The 17,747-nt window shown below is 61.7% G+C and carries 16 protein-coding genes; 3 read left to right on the top strand and 13 right to left on the bottom strand.

Features of this window, described 5'->3' with window-relative positions; all coding sequences use genetic code 11:
- Positions 1-2: 2 nt before the first annotated feature.
- The 6 genes from C3Y91_RS30405 to C3Y91_RS30380 all read right to left on the bottom strand — a co-directional run bounded on the left by C3Y91_RS30405 (position 3) and on the right by C3Y91_RS30380 (position 7,996).
- Entirely contained in the window at positions 3-1,133 is a 1,131-nt protein-coding gene (locus C3Y91_RS30405) for an FAD-dependent oxidoreductase (RefSeq protein ID WP_130692034.1), read from the bottom strand.
- Entirely contained in the window at positions 1,130-1,810 is a 681-nt protein-coding gene (locus C3Y91_RS30400) for a TetR/AcrR family transcriptional regulator (protein WP_168576149.1), read from the bottom strand. Before C3Y91_RS30400 ends, C3Y91_RS30405 begins: the two co-directional genes overlap by 4 nt.
- A 150-nt stretch (positions 1,811-1,960) precedes the next feature.
- Positions 1,961-2,308, bottom strand: a complete 348-nt coding sequence (locus C3Y91_RS30395; protein ID WP_012757920.1) for a CAP-Gly domain-containing protein — start codon at positions 2,306-2,308, stop codon at positions 1,961-1,963.
- Between the two features lie 137 nt (positions 2,309-2,445).
- Positions 2,446-3,753, bottom strand: a complete 1,308-nt coding sequence (locus C3Y91_RS30390) for an extensin-like domain-containing protein (protein WP_018074499.1) — start codon at positions 3,751-3,753, stop codon at positions 2,446-2,448.
- A gap of 186 nt (positions 3,754-3,939) precedes the next feature.
- On the bottom strand, positions 3,940-5,508 hold the full coding sequence (locus C3Y91_RS30385) for a peroxidase family protein (RefSeq protein WP_246780240.1): 1,569 nt from the start codon (positions 5,506-5,508) through the stop codon (positions 3,940-3,942).
- 667 nt (positions 5,509-6,175) lie between these two features.
- Entirely contained in the window at positions 6,176-7,996 is a 1,821-nt protein-coding gene (locus C3Y91_RS30380; protein ID WP_168576148.1) for a methyl-accepting chemotaxis protein, read from the bottom strand.
- 290 nt (positions 7,997-8,286) lie between these two features.
- On the opposite strand from C3Y91_RS30380, the gene C3Y91_RS30375 reads away from it, so the two are divergent.
- The gene (locus C3Y91_RS30375) at positions 8,287-8,673 is read left to right on the top strand and encodes an acyl-CoA thioesterase (protein WP_012757923.1); all 387 of its coding nucleotides are present in this window, start codon (positions 8,287-8,289) and stop codon (positions 8,671-8,673) included.
- Positions 8,674-8,692: 19 nt separating this feature from the next.
- On the top strand, positions 8,693-9,280 hold the full coding sequence (locus C3Y91_RS30370; protein ID WP_168576147.1) for a hypothetical protein: 588 nt from the start codon (positions 8,693-8,695) through the stop codon (positions 9,278-9,280).
- A 126-nt stretch (positions 9,281-9,406) separates the two neighbouring features.
- Here C3Y91_RS30370 and C3Y91_RS30365 read toward each other — a convergent pair whose 3' ends face one another.
- The 4 genes from C3Y91_RS30365 to C3Y91_RS30350 form a co-directional block, all read right to left on the bottom strand.
- Positions 9,407-10,105, bottom strand: coding sequence for a DUF4405 domain-containing protein (locus C3Y91_RS30365; protein ID WP_168576146.1), 699 nt, complete (start codon positions 10,103-10,105; stop codon positions 9,407-9,409).
- Positions 10,106-10,138: 33 nt separating this feature from the next.
- Complete coding sequence (locus C3Y91_RS30360; protein ID WP_018493096.1) at positions 10,139-10,621, bottom strand: cytochrome P460 family protein; 483 nt, start codon at positions 10,619-10,621, stop codon at positions 10,139-10,141.
- A 115-nt stretch (positions 10,622-10,736) separates the two neighbouring features.
- Positions 10,737-11,825: an alpha/beta hydrolase gene (locus C3Y91_RS30355; protein ID WP_024322169.1), complete on the bottom strand. Its 1,089-nt coding sequence runs from the start codon at positions 11,823-11,825 to the stop codon at positions 10,737-10,739.
- A 141-nt stretch (positions 11,826-11,966) separates the two neighbouring features.
- Positions 11,967-12,866: a LysR family transcriptional regulator gene (locus C3Y91_RS30350; protein WP_018074491.1), complete on the bottom strand. Its 900-nt coding sequence runs from the start codon at positions 12,864-12,866 to the stop codon at positions 11,967-11,969.
- A gap of 153 nt (positions 12,867-13,019) precedes the next feature.
- Between C3Y91_RS30350 and C3Y91_RS30345 the strand changes: the two genes are divergently transcribed.
- The gene (locus C3Y91_RS30345) at positions 13,020-14,009 is read left to right on the top strand and encodes an aldo/keto reductase (RefSeq protein ID WP_018074490.1); all 990 of its coding nucleotides are present in this window, start codon (positions 13,020-13,022) and stop codon (positions 14,007-14,009) included.
- 101 nt (positions 14,010-14,110) lie between these two features.
- Here the strand turns inward: C3Y91_RS30345 and C3Y91_RS30340 are convergent, their stop codons facing one another.
- The 3 genes from C3Y91_RS30340 to C3Y91_RS30330 form a co-directional block, all read right to left on the bottom strand.
- Positions 14,111-15,295, bottom strand: coding sequence for a DUF1501 domain-containing protein (locus C3Y91_RS30340; RefSeq protein ID WP_018074489.1), 1,185 nt, complete (start codon positions 15,293-15,295; stop codon positions 14,111-14,113).
- A gap of 115 nt (positions 15,296-15,410) precedes the next feature.
- The gene (locus tag C3Y91_RS30335) at positions 15,411-16,922 is read right to left on the bottom strand and encodes a DUF1800 domain-containing protein (protein WP_024322171.1); all 1,512 of its coding nucleotides are present in this window, start codon (positions 16,920-16,922) and stop codon (positions 15,411-15,413) included.
- A 219-nt stretch (positions 16,923-17,141) separates the two neighbouring features.
- Positions 17,142-17,489: a DMT family protein gene (locus C3Y91_RS30330; protein ID WP_018074486.1), complete on the bottom strand. Its 348-nt coding sequence runs from the start codon at positions 17,487-17,489 to the stop codon at positions 17,142-17,144.
- Positions 17,490-17,747 lie beyond the last annotated feature (258 nt).

The following is a 17,747-nucleotide window of genomic DNA, read 5'->3' as shown; positions in this document are numbered from 1 at the left end:
ATTCATGCCTCCATGCCCGAACGCATGCTCTGGAAGAAATCAACGAGCGGCCGCGGCGCCTGGTCGTTGAAGCACATGTCGAGGCCCGCAGCCGATTGTGCGGCTGCATCTTCGCTGCGGGGAAGCATCGCCGCCTCGTAGGAGGCCAGTGCTGCCTCGACATCTTCCCCGTGAGCGATGATCGCCTGCGCCAGTTCCGCGCCGTCGAGCATCGCCAGATTGGCTCCTTCACCGGCAAAGGGCGACATCAGATGCGCGGCATCGCCGATCAGCGTGAGGCCTGGCCGGCGCTCCCAGCGGTGGCCGACTGGCAAGGCATAAAGCGGCCTTGCAATCAACGGCGCCTCGCTTCTGGCGATGAGGTCGACGAGCGAGGGATGCCAGTCGTTGAAACGCGCCAGCACGTCCTCGCGCAGACGCCCGCCATTCGACCAGTCGCCTGTCGACCACTCGATCGGCGCCTCGAAGGCGGCATAGCTGCAGAGCACGTCACCCGGCTCGCGATGGGCCAGAATGCCCTTGCGATCCGAGAGCGCGGCCATCATCCCCTTCCCGACAGCTTCCGCCTGGGCAGGAAACCGGAAAGACGCCTCGGTCAGGCGGGCTTCCACAAATGACAGTCCGGCATAAACAGGCTCGACATCGGCAAGCAGCGGCCTCACCTTAGACCATGCGCCGTCAGCGCCGATCAGCACATCCGCCTTGACCAAGCGATCATTGGCGAAGGCGATGACGTAACTGTCGTCTGCACTGGCACTGGCGCTGACGCCGGTGGCGCGATGCCCCCAATGGATGATTCCCTCCGGCAGCGATGCGATAAGCATGGCGCGCAATGCGCCGCGATCGACCTCGGGGCGCAGACCGTTGCCCGCCTCCGAAAAATGCACCCTGCCCGTCTTGTCGAGAACGCGGGACGCATCCCCCTCCTCAAGCACGATCGCGCGGAACGCGTCATAAAGTCCGGCGGCCCTGAGCGCCGCCTGGCCGGACTCGACATGCATGTCGAGCATGCCGCCCTGATGCCGCGCCGATGCGGAAGTGTCGCTTTCGAAGATGCGCACATCCACTCCATGAATATGCAGGATGCGCGAGAGAATGAGCCCACCGAGGCCGGCCCCGAGAATGGTGATCATGATTTTGTCTCCATGCGCCGCGTTTTAAGGACGCCGTTGATCAGGACATCGAATCCCCAGTCCAGCCGGTCGCCCCTGCCCGACAGCAGGTCCGTACCGTGCCGGACGATATTCGGTAGGGTCTCGACATCAGCAGTCTCGATGATCGCCGCCAGCGCGGAAAAGTTGGACGGAGGACGGGCCGATGCCTTCCAGGCGGCTTTCTCAGCCGCCTGCGCCGTCGCAGAAAGCAAAAGCAGATCGACCGCCCAGGCCGCCTGGCCGTCCGGTACCCCACCCTCTTTCAGCAGCGCCAGGATCTTCTCGACAAGCGCGAGGTAGTTCGCCCCGCTGGGCATGGTCGACATCGCCATGCGCGCCAGTTCCGGATGCTCGAAAAGCACCGCGATATAGCCGCGAAGCGTGCCCTTCAGCCGACCGCGCCAGTCCGCCGGCGAAGACGGTTCGGCAACATCCGCGAGCAACGCATCGAGGATCTCGGCATGAAGGTCCTCGGTGTCGCTGATATAGACGTAAAGCGAGGCCGGTCCGGTATCGAGCACGGCAGCCACGCGCCGCATGGTAACCTTGGCGAGCCCCTCCTCATGGAAGAGTGAGAGCGCCGCCGCGATGACCCCTTCACGGCTCAAAGCCGGTTTGCTCGGCCGCTCCCGCCGGCTCCTGGATTGTCTTGCCATATATCCAAACCCCAATAACGAACATGTTTCTAACGAACACGTTCGCTATTGGATGTCAAGATAGGTGGTCCCGAAGCCGCCGTGCAGCCGCTGCTTCGGATGTATCGGTCAGCAATGGCGGATCACCAGGAGAATACGGCGCGCCAGCGCTCAGACCTTTTCTTTCTTCCTGATTTTTTCTTTCGGCTCGACAGGTGCATCAGGCGTCGGCGCCAACAGCTTGCGCAGTGACGAGATCTTATCCTTCACCAGCGGCCGGAAACGCGTGGCGCGATAGGGCATGTCGGCCGCCCCATAACCTTCCGGCCCGTCATCATTGCCGCGGTTGATCTCCGCGAGCTTCACCCCGATGAACGTGCCGTCGATATAATGGGTATATTCGCCCACCCAGCGGATCGTATAGATCTCGCCTTTACGGATGAGCTGGTCGATGCTGACATGTTTGAAGGTATCGTTGATGCAGACGACCTTCTGGCCGACATGGAAATCATAGCTCATGGGATCAAACTCTCGAAATGGCAATCCGCCTGGCCGATCTATAGCGTGCCCTGCGGCGAGGATGAACCGTTTTCTGCCAGCCAGGCCCAATTGCGGCCGCAACATCAGCATCCGCCGCATGGTTTAGGTGGCATGCATCAGTCGCAATAGGCCTTGCCGCTCTTGCGGGAGCGAAGATCGAAGTGGAAGTGGTTCCAGTGCTCCGGGTTGCTGCCCGGCCCGAGTACGGTGTTGAAATAACGGCAGCTGTCGCTGCGCACCGCCTTCAGCAGCCGCCCCTCGCGCAGCGAGAACAGGCCCTTCTTGCGCACGTCGATCTCGTGGCCGTTCTTCAGCACGAACTTGCCGACGTCGATGGCGTTGCCGCGGGCGTGTTCCGACATAGGATTGTATTTCTGCCGGCTGTTGTTCATGCGCCGGCAGGAATAGCCGCCGAGCGGCTGGATCGTCTTGATGCCGCTCCAGTAGCGATAGCGGGCGGACGGTGCCAGTTCGTTCTTCACCCATTTGGCGAAGGCGAGCGTCACCTGGCAGTTCAGCGTCACAGCCGGGCGCACGCCGATATTGCCGGAAAGCCCCTTCAGCGACACCGGATAAGGCACCTGGCAGGCCGGCCCGTTCGAAATCGGCGGCTTGTCATCGAAGAGGACGCCCATGCGCTTCAACTCGCGCCGGCAGGCAAGCTCGGAGGACGGCATGACGCTGGGATCGACGGGTGCCGCCGGTTCGCTCATCATCGGATTGTTCGGCCGCAGCATCGCGACCTCTTCGCTCTCGTCCTCTTCGGGAACACGGGTCGGCGCCACCACAGGGCTGCCGTCGTTCCAGGCGGGCGCCCGGCTCATCTGTGCCTCGGCCGCCGGCTGCGGCATTGGCTGCTGTGGGGGCTGGCGCATGGGCTGGTTGAGCTGCGTCGGATTGTCGGTACCGATGCCGTCGACAACCGGCTCGGTGGCATTGCCCTCGGCGATCTGTTGCTGTTGTTCCTGCGCCAGCCCGACAACCGGCTCGGCCCCGAGATCGTCATCCATGTTGACGCCGCCGGACGGGATCGCAAGCGCCTGCGTGCCGCCCCAGTTCTGGTTCTGCTGCGCTAACGCCTCGTCGCTGTCGATCATCGGCAGCTTGCCCCGCCGCGCCTGTGGCGCGGCTTGGGCGGCATGGCCGGTGCCGGCAAGGTTTGGCGTGTCGAGATAATCGACCGAGCCCTGGCTATTGCCGACGGGCGCGCTGGAAACCGGATAGGAGGCCTGGCTCTCCACTGGCGCCATGCGCACGGCAGGCGCCATGCGCGCTGCCCCCCGCGACGGCGAGATCGAGCTGACCCTGGTGCCGTTGTCGACATTGGCCGGCGGCACCAGTCCGTCGCTGATCGAACAGGTCGTCAGCGCCGCCGAGAGGATAACGGGCAAAAGGGTTCGCCGAGGAAAGGAAACAAACGCCATACTCTTATCGCTTCCGCAGGCTGGCTGGGCAGTGACCGAAAAAACTCACTCCAAATTTAATAAAAAACGGTGAACGAAAGCTTACCCGCGCAATCTGAAGGCGATGAACGCGAAAAAGGCCGCTCTCGCGGCCTTTTCAAGGTTGAGTCACGAGGCCCAGCGCAGTCTCGCGCTGCGCGAGATCGGCTACCCGTTCGTGAAGTTGATCAGATCGGCGATGGTGAAATGACCCGCCACAGCGCTCGGCAATGTCGGCCGCCACTTCGGCCATTGCGCCAGGAACGAGTGGCGATCCTCGCGGATGAGGCCGGCGATGACCTCGGCAATGATCGTGCCGCCGACCGGTCCGAGATGCTGGCTGTTCCCTACTATCTCCGCCTCACGCAGGATGTAGAACCAGAGCGGCGCGTTGCCGTTGAAGCTGCCGGGATGATCGGTCAGCAATTTGCCACGCCCCTCCTTCCTGTCGGCATCCTCGCTGTCGAACAGCTGTTCGTCCGACAGCGCCTCCATTTCCATGTGCCGGGCGACCGCCTGGCCAGAAGGCAGTCCGAGGCGCCAGCCGCGCAAAAGGTTCAAGGCGGCGAGCGCCCTGCGGATCTTGATCGGCTCCCTCTGATGATCAGGCAGGCTGGTCAACGGATCGACCAGCAGCGTATCGAGCTTGTAGGAGGGTTGCGGCAGAATGGCGCCCGGGGGCGGCGCTCCATCCGGAGCGACCCCGTCGAAGAAGAAGGCCCAATCGATCGACCAGAAGTCGGGAAGCTCGCGGAACCCGTTCAAATTCGCCAGCGGCTCCTGCGCCACGTCGGTCAAGGAGAATATCGGGATGCGGTTGAACTTTGCCATTTTTCCATTGAATGGCTGCTCGTCGGGCCTGGCCTTCGTCACGATCCTGTTGAGGGAATAGCTCGGCCTCACCATCGTATGGCCATATCGGTAAGCTGCGACCGAGAATTCGACCGGGATAAAGGCATACCGGCCCTGCGGATTGTAGAAACGAATGACAGGCTTTTCGCCTCGTCCGACGATGACGCGCTCATAAGTCTCCTGACCGATTATCCTGGGCAGGAAATCATGCAGGACGATCCACTGGTAGTGCCAGCGCACCGTCTGCTGACAGAGCTCGAAATCGCGGGTACCCAGTGTATCCACCACCCTGTTGTGAAATCTGAGGAAGGTGGTGTGAAGTTGCGAGACGATCAGGTTTTCATCATTGCGCTTATCGCCAAGCAGCGCGCGCCGGATCGAGGCGTTGTTCCTCGGCAGATCGGGGCGCTTGTTTCGCGCCTTGTCGAAATCCTTGTCCGTCCCGAGAAGCATGTGAAGCTCGTCGTCGTCATAAAGGAAAGGCTGGTCGGCCGGGCCTGAGCCATAGACCGAATCCAGGTCGAGACGTGGCGTGCGGAAATCCTGCAGGGCATTGGGATCGTTGAATCGATCAAGCGACGAGGCTGGATCGAAGGTGATGTCATGATCGAGAAACTGCCCGAAATAGGTGAAGCCGGCAGGAATCGCCGGGTTTTCGTCTTCAGGCTCTCTCTCGTTGAGCGCAACATCGACGGGCTCGTGATCCTTGATCTTCTCCGCGAACTCCCCCTGGAACATCGTTTTCGCGAGATCGACGAGCGCCGCTTCGGTAAATGCGGCGGACGGCAGGTTGCGGAACATCCTCCCGAATCTCTGATCGCGAACACTCGATTGCGCGACGTTATCCATACCTCTCACAGGCGAACCATGCTTGCTCTGAGCCATTTCGGGCCTCCCTCGGTTGCAAAGCTGGAATGCGGTGACGGAAACCCCTTGAGGTTTCCGGCAGCGGAGTGATTGAGGGCAGCGGCATTCGATGCGGACGACTGCAGGCGGCAAAAGGTCGGTTTCATCGATCCCCAATGCAGGGGAACAGGCAGCGGCCACGCCAAAGCCGCCGGGACTGTGGTCTCGGATATTTGGAGAAATTGGAGAATTGTGTTGGCTTCCGTTACGGTAGCTATCGCTAGCTTCGAAATGCCCCGTCCCTCAAGCACAACCTGAATGAAGCATATTTGCAGAGTAATTGCAATGGTATTCGCTTACTGATTGAATCCGCTGCTTTTTAACAAGAACTGCCGTAACGTATAGTTCCCTGAAAAGCTTAGAATTGCGCCAATCGAAGATCGTCAATAGTCGAGGGGGAGCATGGGGACGATCTGCAACAGCTCTGACTGCTGACAAAATAGGCCAACTCCTCTTTCATCATCCTCGGGATTGTCTCGAGCATCTACAGCCAGTGCAGCAGGTCCTCGGCACGAGGCCGATTAAAGAACGAGACTTGTCAATAAAAAAGAGCCGTGACGACGGCTCTTTTTCCTAAGTGTCTGAAGCGCGGGCCGTCCGACTTTGGTGAGAGGCCGTTACATCGGACGGCTCTTCTTTCGGTTCCTCACGCGGCCCGGGTGTACCTCGCCTCGGCCTGTTGCCCGGCGCCGCGCAGGCGGAAATTCGCGAGTAGCGTTTTCAGCTGGGTGCTTTCGTCGGCAAGCGTGCGGCTTGCCGCCGTCGTTTCCTCGACCATGGCGGCGTTCTGCTGTGTCATCTGGTCCATATGGTTGACGGAGCTATTGATCTCGTTCAGCCCGGTCGACTGCTCGCGCGCCGCCGTGGCGATCGACACGACGTGATCGTTGACGCGGTTGACCAGCGCCTCGATCTCCAACAGCGCGTCACCGGTCGAGCGCACCAGCGCCACGCCGCCCTCGACTTCGGCCGCCGAGCGGCTGATCAGCGCCTTGATCTCCTTGGCCGCATTGGCGGAACGCTGGGCGAGTTCGCGCACCTCCTGGGCGACGACGGCAAAGCCGCGGCCCGCCTCGCCGGCACGTGCGGCCTCGACACCGGCATTCAGCGCCAGCAGGTTGGTCTGGAAAGCGATCTCGTCGATGACGGAGATGATCTGGCTGATGCGGTTGGAGGATTCTTCGATCCGGCCCATCGCGGTGACCGCATTGCGAACGATCTCGCCGGATTTTCCGGCGCTCGCCTTGGTCTCAGTGACCATCTCGCGGGCCTCGTTTGCGCGCTCGGATGCGGTCTTGACGGTCGCGGTGATCTCGTCGAGCGCTGCCGCGGTCTCTTCGAGTGCGGCCGCCTGCTGTTCCGTACGCTTCGACAGGTTGCCGGTCGCCTCGCTGATGTCGGAAGCACTTTCGTTGACGACATGGCTCGATTCGGCGATCGCATGGATCACGCCGTTCAGCGCGTCGACGGCGGCGTTGAAATCGCCCCTCAGCTTGGCGTAATCCTCGCCGATATCGCCGATCGCAACCGTCAGGTCGCCGCCCGCGAGCTTCTCAAGGCCGACGCCGAGCGCCTGCATCGCTTGGGTTTGCCGCTCGGACACCGAACGCAGGCTTGCCTCGTTGCCGCGGCGCTCTTCTTCGATCTGGCGCTGCCTTTCGTCCTCCCGCCCGCGTAGCGCACTACGCTCGTCGACGGAGTCGCGCAGCACCAGCAGCACCTTGGCCATCTGGCCGATCTCGTCGCGACGGTCGCTGCCGGCGATCTCCACCGATGCCTCTTCGGCCGCAATCGCGTTCATCGCCGCCTTCAACCGAGCGATCGGCGCCGTCACGCTGCGCACGATGGCATAGGCGATGGCGATCGTCGCGGCGGCCCCGAGCAGGCAGAGCAGCGCGGCCCACATCGCGTTCTGGCGATAGAGCGCGGCAAGGTCATCCGCATAGACACCGGTGCCGACGATCCAGCCCCAGGGCTCGAAACCGGCGACATAGGAATATTTCAGCACTGGCTGGTCGGCGCCCGGCTTCGGCCAAAGATAATCGACGAAGCCCTTGCCGTCCTTCTTCACCTTGTTGACGAACTCGACGAACAGGAACTTGCCGGTCGGATCCTTCATCTGCGAGATATCGGTGCCGTTCAGCTGCGGCTTGATCGGGTGCATCACCATGGTGGGGTGCATGTCGTTGATCCAGAAATAACCGTCGGCGCCGTAGCGCATCGCGCCGATCACGTCCTTGGCGGCCGCCTGCGCCTGTTCGCGGGTCATCGTGCCCGCCTGTTCCATCTTGTAATATTTGTCGAAGATGCCGAGCGCCGTCGCCTCCATTTGCGCCAGCCCCGCCTTCCGTTCCGCTTCCAGCTCAGAATAGGAATAGTTCAGAAAGAAGACCATCGTCGCAGCGAGCACGGCAAGCGTGAATCCGACGAGGCAGTAAAGGCGGGTGGAAATCTTGACGTTGCGCATGAGGTTCCCGGCGATTCTTGTATTTGAGATCGATCGCATTCTGAATTGCCGGAATTACTGGAGCGTAAAGCTTAATTAGAAAAATATTAAATAACGTAAGGTCAGGTGAAAGCTGCAAAATTCAACCATTTGAAATCGAATGAAATTTCAATCGGAAACGGCAGCAACATTTTTCCCGTCGGCCGTCCGTAGCGCTTGGCCTTGCCGTCTTTTACACCCCACAGCCTTTGCACTAGGGTGCTTCCCAGTGAATCGCCGGCCCGTGGCCCGCACCAGATGGAGAAGACTTGATGACCGATGCCGCCAAGCCGAGAGGCGAACTGACGCTCAGGACGCTTGCCATGCCGGGCGACGCCAATCCGGCCGGCGATATCTTCGGTGGCTGGGTCATGGCGCAGATGGACCTTGCCTCAGGCATCCGTGCGGCCGAGCGCGCCAAGGGCCGCGTCGTAACCGCCGCCGTCAAAGAGATGGCCTTCGAGCTGCCGGTCAAGATCGGCGACACGCTTTCCGTCTATACTGATATCGACCGTGTCGGCCGCACCTCGATCACGCTGATCGTCGAAGCCTGGGCGCATCGTTCGCGCTACAACCAGCAGGAAAAGGTCACCGCCGGCACCTTCATCATGGTGGCGCTCGACGAAGAGGGCAAACCGAAGCAAGTCCCCGAGGAGTGACAAGCCAAGGATCGAACGCATGGAAACGGTCAGCTCGCCGGAGGTCTTCCTTCACATCAAGGTGGTGATGGGCATGGTCATCAGCCTTTCGCTCGCCAGAGTGCTCACCGGCCTTGCCGGCATCGTCCAGCATCCCGCCAAGGCCAAGGTCTATCCCATCCATCTCGGCTGGGCGCTATCGATGTTCCTCTTCATCATCCATATCTGGTGGTGGGAATATCGCCTGCAGGCCGTGCCTGCGATCGGCTTCGGCATCTATCTCTTCCTGATCTGCTTCTGCAGTCTGTTTTTCCTGCTCTGCGCCCTGCTCTTCCCGGCATCGCTCGACGAATATGGCGGCTACGAGGAATATTTCATTTCCCGGCGCAAATGGTTCTTCGCCATCCTCGGCCTCACCTATGCCGTCGATATCCTCGACACGGCGATCAAGGGCCATGAGCGTATCCTCTCGCTCGGCTGGGAATATCCCGCTCGCAACATCGTCTACATCCTCCTCTGCGCCATCGCCGCCTGGACCCCCAACCGCCGCTTCCACGCCACCTTCGTCATCGCCAACCTGATCTACCAAATCAGCTTCATCTTCCGTCTTTATGATGTGTTGGGGTGAGAAGCGGTCCCGCAAAGCGGGAGCAATCGATCCAGTGAATCGATTGCAGCTTCGAACGCCCTGAGCCCAAGCGAAGGGCCGGGAGAGCCGCAACCACAGACTGCACCCCAAAAGCCGTAGCACACATCACACGCTCGCATCCATCTTCCGCGTTCCCCCGCCCGCCCAACGAAGCCATCCTGCCGCATAATGCGCGGCACACGCACACGTCCCCAGGATCGCGATGTGATGCAGGAAGAACCCGATCGTGGACTCCTGGAAGTCCCAGAAATCGATCGATGGCCGGGCAATCAGCCGGTCTCCGATTCCCATGACGAACAGGCTGTGGATGCCCCACGCCACTATTGCGCCCGTGGCAGCGCGAAGGGAGGCGGTCCTGATCGGGTTTGGGGCACCGACCCGCAGCAGTCTGCCTATGACCGCCATGATCATCGACCAGTGGAGGCCGAGATGGACGGCTGCGAGGATGAACACCCAATAGGCCGCAAGGACATGAATTTCGCGCGCACTCGGCCCGCCGTTCAGGGGAAGGAAGCCGAACACCGTGCGGGAAATCAGCACGCTGGTCACCAGCAAAGCTGATATCGTCAGGGCGATCGAGATATTCGAAGCCATTGTCAGAAAGCTCGGCCTGCCGCGCGCCGCCTTCGGAAGCTTCGCCCACCATCGTCTGTTGAAGACGTTGTGCGATAGGAGAAGAATGAACATGCCCGTGCCGATCAGCTCATGCGAGGTGTTGTCGAGCCACCAGTAGGCGAGCGCGGCCAGAAGCAGCCCGGCGGCGGTGAAATCGAGCACGAGGCGGATCACGAAAAAAGGACTCACGATGCGACGCCCTCGCCGGGGATTTTATCCGGCCTAGTCAATGACGGCTCCGTTAAATTCCTTGAGAGCATCGAGCGTGTAGAGGAAGTCTTCGTCGGCCCTGGACGAATGACAGGACTGGCATCGCGCCGTGTTCTCGGCCATGTTGACGCTGCCGTCCGGCTTGAACCATTGGAACTGCCAGTCGCCGGTGCGACGGTCTTCATCATAGTCGCCGCCCCAGCCCGAACCCTTTTCCATGACGAAGGTGCGATAGATTTCCCCGTCGCGGTAATCGACCAGCACGAAGTGCGTGCCCGCGGGAACAGGCTGCCCGTTCTTCACGGCCTGGATGGCTTCGTTCGTCGTCATGATGTGCTCGGTCACGTTGCCGCGCCTGACGGTCGTGTAATGAACGAGGCCCGCCAATTCGGGCAGCGTCGTCCGGTTCGGCTCCGCGTCGACTTGCCAACCAACGAGAACGACAGCGCTGGCCAAGGCAAGAAGGATGGGAACACGTTTGAAGAGATCACGCATGGATATGTTTCCCTTAGTCTGCAGTTCGTATGGCCTCTGAGCAGGATACAAACGGGATCGCTGCCTGCACACCGGCCTTTGGGCCAGAGCAGCGCCGCACAGCGTCTGAGGCGGATCAGTCGAGCTTCTTCTCGCGGAGGAAGGTCGAGACCAGGTCGGCGATCTCTACGTTGTTCAGGTCGGAGAACGGGAAGTGGGTGTTGCCGCGGATGCCGATCTCTGGAAGGTGCACGACGGTGACATCGCCGCCATGCTTGTTCACCGTATCGCGCCACAGGCGGGCCATTGCCAGGCGCACCCGCCAGCTGTCCTGCGCCGGCATCGTCGTCGGCTGGTCGGGGATGTTGTCGCCATAATAGATGACGATCGGGATCTTCGTCAGTTTGAGAAAGTCGTCCATCGGCACCGGCACACCCTTCAGCGTGTCGAAGGCGCTCGGCATATCGGCAGGAACTTCGCCTGCCGGGAATACGAAGCTGCTGCCGGGTTCGAAGGCGACGATGGCCTTGACCTTGTCGCTCTTGATGGCCGTCAGCCAGCCGGGTCCGCCGCCCTGCGAGTGAGTGAAAAGAATGCCGGGACCGATTTTCTCGAACAGCTTTGCCACCGCGTTCGACACGACGTCCATGTCGAACGGCCCGGTGTTCGGCGTCATCGCGCGGAAGTACTGGTTCAGCGCTTCCGGATCACGGGAGAATTGCACGCTGTCGAAATAGTTCGGCCAGATGCCGACGCGAAACTGGTTGAACCAGAGCTGCTCGTCTGCCGTCGGCTTCACTGTTGTCTCGGCCATGCTCCGCCCGGCCCCGCCCCGGCGCGGCTGGTCGACGAGATAGGTGGAGAAGCCTCGACGCAGGAAGATGTTCTGGAAGCCTTCGCGGCCGTCGGGTGTCGTCTCCCAGGTCTTGGAGAATTGTCCGGCACCGTGCCACATCACGATCGGGTACTGACGCGGGTTCACCGGCACTTGATAGAAGGCAAAGGCATGATCGCCGTGATAGGTCTGGCCTGCGGGATCGAGAGGTTTCAGCGGATCGAAAGTGCCAGGCGCTGCCGTAGTGGTTCCCCCCACGGCAAAACTACCCTGCTCCTGGATGACCAATGGCTCGGGCTTTACCGCATCGGCAGCCGTCGCCAATGGCGCGGCAAGCTGCGCTGAGGCAAGCACCAATGCGGCCAAGGTGTTGGACAATCCATATCGCATGTCGGCTTCTCGCTTCGTTTCAGGTGGCGAGAAGCTAGCGGCATGGGAGGGAAAGGATTAGACGGCTCGGACAGCTAGGGTCTATTAGCAAGACTAATTAATCACAAGCTGTTGATAAGCCGTGATGGAATAAAATCGGAATTACTTTCCTCTATAGCGGAGCGCATCGACGAACAGGGTGAAGGCGGGAGATGCATGCCGCCTGTTCGGATAGTAGAGATGGTATCCTGGAAAAGGCTGGCACCAGTGCTCCAGAACCCGGATCAGCCGCCCGTCTTCGATGTAGGAATGAACCTGATCCTCGGGCATGTAGGCCAGTCCCAGCCCGTCCAGCACGGCGCCGATCCTCATGGCGATGTTGTTGAACACCATCTGGCCCTCGACACGGACGCGCAGTTCGCGGCCGTCCTTCTCGAACTCCCATGGATATATCGTCCCGTGTGTCGGCAGCCGCATGTTGATGCAGTTGTGAGCCGTGAGATCCTGCGGGATATCCGGGCGCGGATGGCGCTCGAAGTAGGAGGGCGCTCCGACGACCGCCATGCACATCTCCGGACCGATCCGGACCGCGATCATGTCCTTCGCCAATTGCTCGCCGAGCCGGATGCCGGCGTCGTAACGCTCGGTGACGATGTCGGTCAGGCCATAGTCGACGATCACCTCGACGTTGATATCGGGATGATCTGGAAGAAAGCGCGTCAGTGCCGGCGCGAGAATGGAAATCGCGGAGTGCTCGCCTGCCGTGATGCGAATGGTGCCGGCCGGTCGCTCGCGCATTTCGCTCAGGGCGGCGATCTCGAACTGGATCTCTTCAAATCTGGGTCCCACCCGTTCCACCAGGCGTTCTCCTGCCTGTGTCGGCGACACGCTTCTGGTCGTGCGGGTCAAAAGACGAAGCCCGAGCTTTTCTTCGAGACCGCGCACCGTCTGGCTCAACGCCGATTGCGACACGCCGAGCTTCGCGGCCGCCCTGGTAAAACTCCGTTCCCGGGCGACCGTCAGAAAGGCCACGAGTTCGTTGAAATTGTTGTCCTGGGGCATTCATTAGTCCGCCTTATAGGTCCATGCGCATTACAGCATCTAATCGAAAGCTGACACGAGGACTAAGTTCCCGTCAACTCAACTGCGAGACCGGCGACACCGGGCCGGCGCCTTCACCCTCAAGCCCCTACAAAGCCACGAACGGACACGACCATGAAAACACGCATTATCGGCGATCTCGAAGTCTCAGCGCTCGGTCTCGGCTGCATGAGCATGAGCGCCGCTTACGGCCCGCCCGCCGACGAAGGCGACATGATCAGATTGATGCGCACCGCCCATCAGCAGGGCGTCACCTTGTTCGACACGGCCGAAGCCTATGGCCCATTCGCCAATGAAGAGCTTGTTGGCAAGGCGCTCGCACCGATCCGCGACCAGGTGGTCATCGCCACAAAATTCGGCTTCGATATCGACCAGCAAACTGGTGAACGCCGCGGCGGCACCAACAGCCGCCCCGAACATGTCAAGGCGGTTGCCGATGCTTGCCTGCGCCGCCTGAAGACGGACAGCATCGACCTGTTCTACCAGCACCGCGTCGATCCCGACGTTCCGATCGAAGACGTGGCCGGCGCTGTCAAGGAGCTGATCGCAGCCGGTAAGGTCAAGCATTTCGGCCTATCCGAAGCCGGCGTCCAGACAATCCGCCGCGCTCATGCCGTTCAAAAGGTGACCGCTGTCCAGAGCGAATATTCGCTCTTCTGGCGCGGCCCCGAGGCGGAACTGCTGCCCGCCCTTGAGGAACTCGGCATCGGCTTCGTACCCTTCAGCCCACTCGGCGCAGGCTTTTTGACCGGCAAGATCGATGAGAACACCAAGTTCGATCCAAGCGATTTCCGCAACAGCGTGCCGCGTTTTTCACCTGAGGCGCGCAAGGCCAATTTTGCGCTCGTCGACCTGATCAGGCGGATCGGCGACCGCAAGGGCGCCACACCCGCGCAGATAGCCCTTTCCTGGCTGCTGGCCCAAAAGCCGTGGATCGTACCGATCCCGGGAACGACGAAGCAACATCGGCTGGAAGAGAACCTCGGGGCAGTAGACGTCGACCTGCTCGCCGACGACCTCGCCGAAATCGACGCAGCCCTCTCCGGCATCGAGGTCCAAGGCGAACGGCTACCCGAGGCAGCGCTCAAGATGACCGGCCGCTAAGGCCTGTCGTCGATGCCGCCCGGCCCTTCACTTGGGCTCAGGGCGTTCGGCCCTGCGATCGATTCACTGGATCGATCGCTCCCGCTTTGCGAGACCGGGCCTCACCCACGCAGAAACTGCGACCCTTTGTCGAACCCCAGCCCCGGGAAGATCTTCCCCGTCAAATCATCGGCGCTGACATCGAACTGCCGGTAGAGCATTGCCGCCGCGAGTTCGCGTAGGTCGGCGGTCGGCATCAGGTCGCGGTCGTCGAGCAACTGGCCGTCGCCGATGCCCGGCCAACGGCCGAGGATGCGGCCGCCGTTGACGCCGCCGCCGGCAAGCAGCGCGCAGCCGCCGGTGCCGTGGTCGGTGCCGGCTGAGCCGTTCTGGCGCACGGTGCGGCCGAATTCGGTCATGGCAAGCACCACGGTCTTCGACCAGATCTCGGGCCCGAGTGTCGCCTTCAGCGTATTGATCGCCTGGGCGAGGTCCTGCACTGGCCGCTTGAACTGGCCGGCCTGGCCGATATGCGTATCCCAGCCGGTGATCGAGAAGCTGGCAATGCGATAATCGCCCTTCAGCATGTTGCCGGCGAGCGCCGCCACGTCGGCGATCTTTGCGCCGTGCTGGCCCTCTGGCTCGACCATCATCGAGGCGGTGTCGGCCCGCGTCGCCTCGGCAAGTGCTTCGGCGAACGGCGGATCGCCGGCATAGAGCCGTGCCAGGAACTGCATCTCGTCGCGCGCCGGCGCCAGATTGGAATCCGACGCCCAGACGTCGACATTGTTCGGCCCAGAGAGGATCAGTTCCGTCGAGGTGTTGATGTCGATCGCCTTGCGCGCGTCCGAGCGCGGGATCACGGCGAGCGCCCGGTTCAGCCAGCCGGTCTTTTCCTCGGCGACATGCTCGCCGCCGGATTCCAGCATGTCCTGCCCGTCGAAATGGCTGCGCTGGTCGCGGTAGGGCGTCGACACCGCATGCACGAAGGCGAGCTCCCGGCTCTTCCAGAGCGGCATCAGCTCGGCCGCCGCTGGATTGAGGCCGAAATGCCCATCGAGGTCGAGAAGCCCGGTCTCGGGCGTCAGCGCCAGGGTCGGCCTGAGCGCTGCAAAACCGGCATCGCCATAGGGCTGCACCAGATCCAGCCCGTCCATCGCGCCGCGCAGCACGATGGTGACGAAGCGGTTATCCCCCGGCATTGCCGCGAAAGTGACCGGTGTGAAGACGGGGGCGGCGGCAAGACAGCAGGCAGAGGCCAGAAAGCCGCGGCGGGACAGCGAAATCCGGTTCGTGGGCAGCGTCATGGGCGGGGCCTCCTAAGCAGGTTCCGGAAAAGTGTCCAACGGTTTTCCGGCCAGAACCTGCGATAAAACAAAGAAGCTAAGCAGACGAAGCGTTGGCTTGCCAACGAAAGTCTGCTTAGCGGCGATTGAATTCGGGCGATGCCAACACCAGCGTCAGCCCGCTGATCTTGTTCGGCGCCTGCGACACCACGCGGATCGTCTCGTCGCGGGCGGCATCAGCAAGCGTCGACTTCAGGAATTCGCGCGGATCTTCGTCCCGACCGAACTGCGCCGCGGCCCGCCTCGCCCAGGCCAGCCGCTCGGCGAGCTGGCTGCCGGTGATCCAGGCGGAGAAGCCTTCCTCGTAACCGGCCGGGCTCGGCGGCAGCCAGATCGGCTGGCCCATGCGCCTGAGTGCGCCCTGCCCCAGCGCCCGCGCCGTCTGGAAGGCTTTGAGGCGTTTCTCCCTCGCCTCGCCGGCGGGATCCGTCGGCACCGGCGATCCTGCCATGCCAGGCGTGTTCGCCGCCATGTCGCCCTCGTCCGTACCTTGCTGGTTGGCCGCCAGGAAACTGCCTACGACGCCGTTGACCGGTCCCGCATTCAATGCCCTCAGGCCGGTGACGACATAGTCGAAAGGCTGGCGCGCCTTGGCGCCCTCGTCGCGCCAGGCGGCGGGATGGTCGAGCATCGCAGTGTAGACGGCGGTCAGGTCGCCATCCGTCTTCTTCCAGGCTTCGGCCATATCGGACACCATCCCCTCGTCGGGCTGGTCGGAGATGAAATGCACCGCGAGCTTCCGGCTGATGTGCGCCGCCGTCTTCGGATGGAGCGCGAGATCGTCGAGCATGTCGAGATAATCGTCGCGCGAGCGCCTGCGCCCGCCATAGCTGACGCCGAGCACCTCATGCGCGCCGGGCTCCGAAATATTCGGTCGGAAAGCGATGTCCATCTCCTTGCGGTCGATGGTGAGGCCTGTCAGCACCATGGCTGCCGCGGTCACATCCGCCTGGGTATAGCCGCTGCCGGCGCCGAGCGTGTGCAATTCCAGCAGTTCACGGCCGAGATTTTCGTTCAGCCCCTTGTTGCGTTTGATGCCGCCGGCCGAATCCGGACCGAGCGAATCCGCCTGGTCGAGATAGATCAGCATGGCCGGATGGGCGGTGGCACTGCGCAAGAGATCCCCGAACTTGCCTGATATGAACGGCCGGATCGCCTCCGCCTCGTAGAGCGGCACGATCAGGCGCATCGGCAGGCTCTTGTCGGCGCTGGTGGAGAAATGGTCTGTCCAGAAGGTCGCCAGCCGCTCGTAGAAGCCGTACGGCGACAGCACCGCCTGCATCAGCCGCAGGTTCGCATCATGTTGAAACTGCTGCTGCGCCTGGCGCTGGACCCCTTTGCGCATCTCGCGCTGTGTCGTATCGTCGGTCACCGTCTTGGCGTCTTGCCGGATCTGCTGCAACTGCGCCTGCAGGCTGAGAATCGCCTGGTGGCGCATGTCGGGGCCACCGAGCGGAAAGTCCGGCGTCGCCGCCGCCCCCTTGCGCAGCTGGCCGATGAGCTCGTCCTTGCTGTCCGGCGGCGCCTCGCCCGGCCGGAAGCCATAGCCGAACCGGATCGCCGCCATCGTCGGGAAAGACAGGCTCATGGCAGATCACCTCCTGATCACTGCTAAGCAATTCCAGCAAAAGTGCGCAGCGGTTTTGCGTCCGGAATTGCGCAAACAAAAAGTCAGAGCATTTCAGTGACTCGGAAAAAACGGAAATGCTTGAGGTGACAGGCTGCCAGCCGATTGCGACGCCAATCTGTAGGAAATGTGGCGATATCTAGACATGGACGATTTGTAATCTATTGAAAAGGCTAAAGTTTATGCACGGAAGATGAAAGATGCACCAATTGCGATCAGGGCGAAGCCGATCGCATGGTTCCAGGTCAGGTTCTCGCCGAGCCAAAAAATCGAGAAGCCGGAAAAGACGATCAGCGTGATCACCTCCTGCATCGTCTTCAGCTGCGCCGTCGTATAGACCGCCGACCCGATGCGGTTCGCCGGCACCGCCAAGCAATATTCGAAGAAGGCGATGCCCCAGCTGACGATGATGGCGAGGAAGATGGCGCTGCTCTTGTGCTTGAGATGCCCGTACCAGGCAAAGGTCATGAAGATGTTGGAGGCAAACAGCATGACGATGGGCCAGACGGCGGCGGGAGAAAACGGCATGGGATAACTCGGCGCGGTGGAGAGAAGGATCGATCCGGCAAGGTGCCGGCGGGCCTTACCTAGCACGCCGCCATTCGACGGCAAGCCCTCAAGACTCGGACCAATCGTCTCACGCGACCGATGGGGATCACCGGCAGCTCGCCCAGCGGCTTGCCTTCCATAATCACCCTGTTGCGGTCGGCGTTTTACGATCGCATCTGCGGTTGCGAAGTGCGCAAGAGCTGAAAGGCCGGCGACACCGCCGCCGGCCTTCATAAC

The organism is Rhizobium ruizarguesonis (assembly GCF_012349115.1).
In the GTDB taxonomy this organism is placed as follows: domain Bacteria; phylum Pseudomonadota; class Alphaproteobacteria; order Rhizobiales; family Rhizobiaceae; genus Rhizobium; species Rhizobium ruizarguesonis.
This window is presented reverse-complemented; position numbering and strand designations above follow the sequence as displayed.

What these genes read in the sequence shown, in the direction of transcription:
- C3Y91_RS30390 (WP_018074499.1), bottom strand. Translation starts at nt 3,753, where the DNA reads ATGGCGTTTGTTTCCTTTCCTCGGCGAACCCTTTTGCCCGTTATCCTC.
- C3Y91_RS30355 (WP_024322169.1), bottom strand. Translation starts at nt 11,825, where the DNA reads ATGCGATATGGATTGTCCAACACCTTGGCCGCATTGGTGCTTGCCTCA.
- C3Y91_RS30345 (WP_018074490.1), top strand. Translation starts at nt 13,020, where the DNA reads ATGAAAACACGCATTATCGGCGATCTCGAAGTCTCAGCGCTCGGTCTC.
- C3Y91_RS30395 (WP_012757920.1), bottom strand. Translation starts at nt 2,308, where the DNA reads ATGAGCTATGATTTCCATGTCGGCCAGAAGGTCGTCTGCATCAACGAT.
- C3Y91_RS30375 (WP_012757923.1), top strand. Translation starts at nt 8,287, where the DNA reads ATGACCGATGCCGCCAAGCCGAGAGGCGAACTGACGCTCAGGACGCTT.
- C3Y91_RS30330 (WP_018074486.1), bottom strand. Translation starts at nt 17,489, where the DNA reads ATGCCGTTTTCTCCCGCCGCCGTCTGGCCCATCGTCATGCTGTTTGCC.
- C3Y91_RS30360 (WP_018493096.1), bottom strand. Translation starts at nt 10,621, where the DNA reads ATGCGTGATCTCTTCAAACGTGTTCCCATCCTTCTTGCCTTGGCCAGC.
- C3Y91_RS30405 (WP_130692034.1), bottom strand. Translation starts at nt 1,133, where the DNA reads ATGATCACCATTCTCGGGGCCGGCCTCGGTGGGCTCATTCTCTCGCGC.
- C3Y91_RS30335 (WP_024322171.1), bottom strand. Translation starts at nt 16,922, where the DNA reads ATGAGCCTGTCTTTCCCGACGATGGCGGCGATCCGGTTCGGCTATGGC.
- C3Y91_RS30400 (WP_168576149.1), bottom strand. Translation starts at nt 1,810, where the DNA reads ATGGCAAGACAATCCAGGAGCCGGCGGGAGCGGCCGAGCAAACCGGCT.
- C3Y91_RS30385 (WP_246780240.1), bottom strand. Translation starts at nt 5,508, where the DNA reads ATGGCTCAGAGCAAGCATGGTTCGCCTGTGAGAGGTATGGATAACGTC.
- C3Y91_RS30340 (WP_018074489.1), bottom strand. Translation starts at nt 15,295, where the DNA reads ATGACGCTGCCCACGAACCGGATTTCGCTGTCCCGCCGCGGCTTTCTG.
- C3Y91_RS30350 (WP_018074491.1), bottom strand. Translation starts at nt 12,866, where the DNA reads ATGCCCCAGGACAACAATTTCAACGAACTCGTGGCCTTTCTGACGGTC.
- C3Y91_RS30380 (WP_168576148.1), bottom strand. Translation starts at nt 7,996, where the DNA reads ATGCGCAACGTCAAGATTTCCACCCGCCTTTACTGCCTCGTCGGATTC.
- C3Y91_RS30370 (WP_168576147.1), top strand. Translation starts at nt 8,693, where the DNA reads ATGGAAACGGTCAGCTCGCCGGAGGTCTTCCTTCACATCAAGGTGGTG.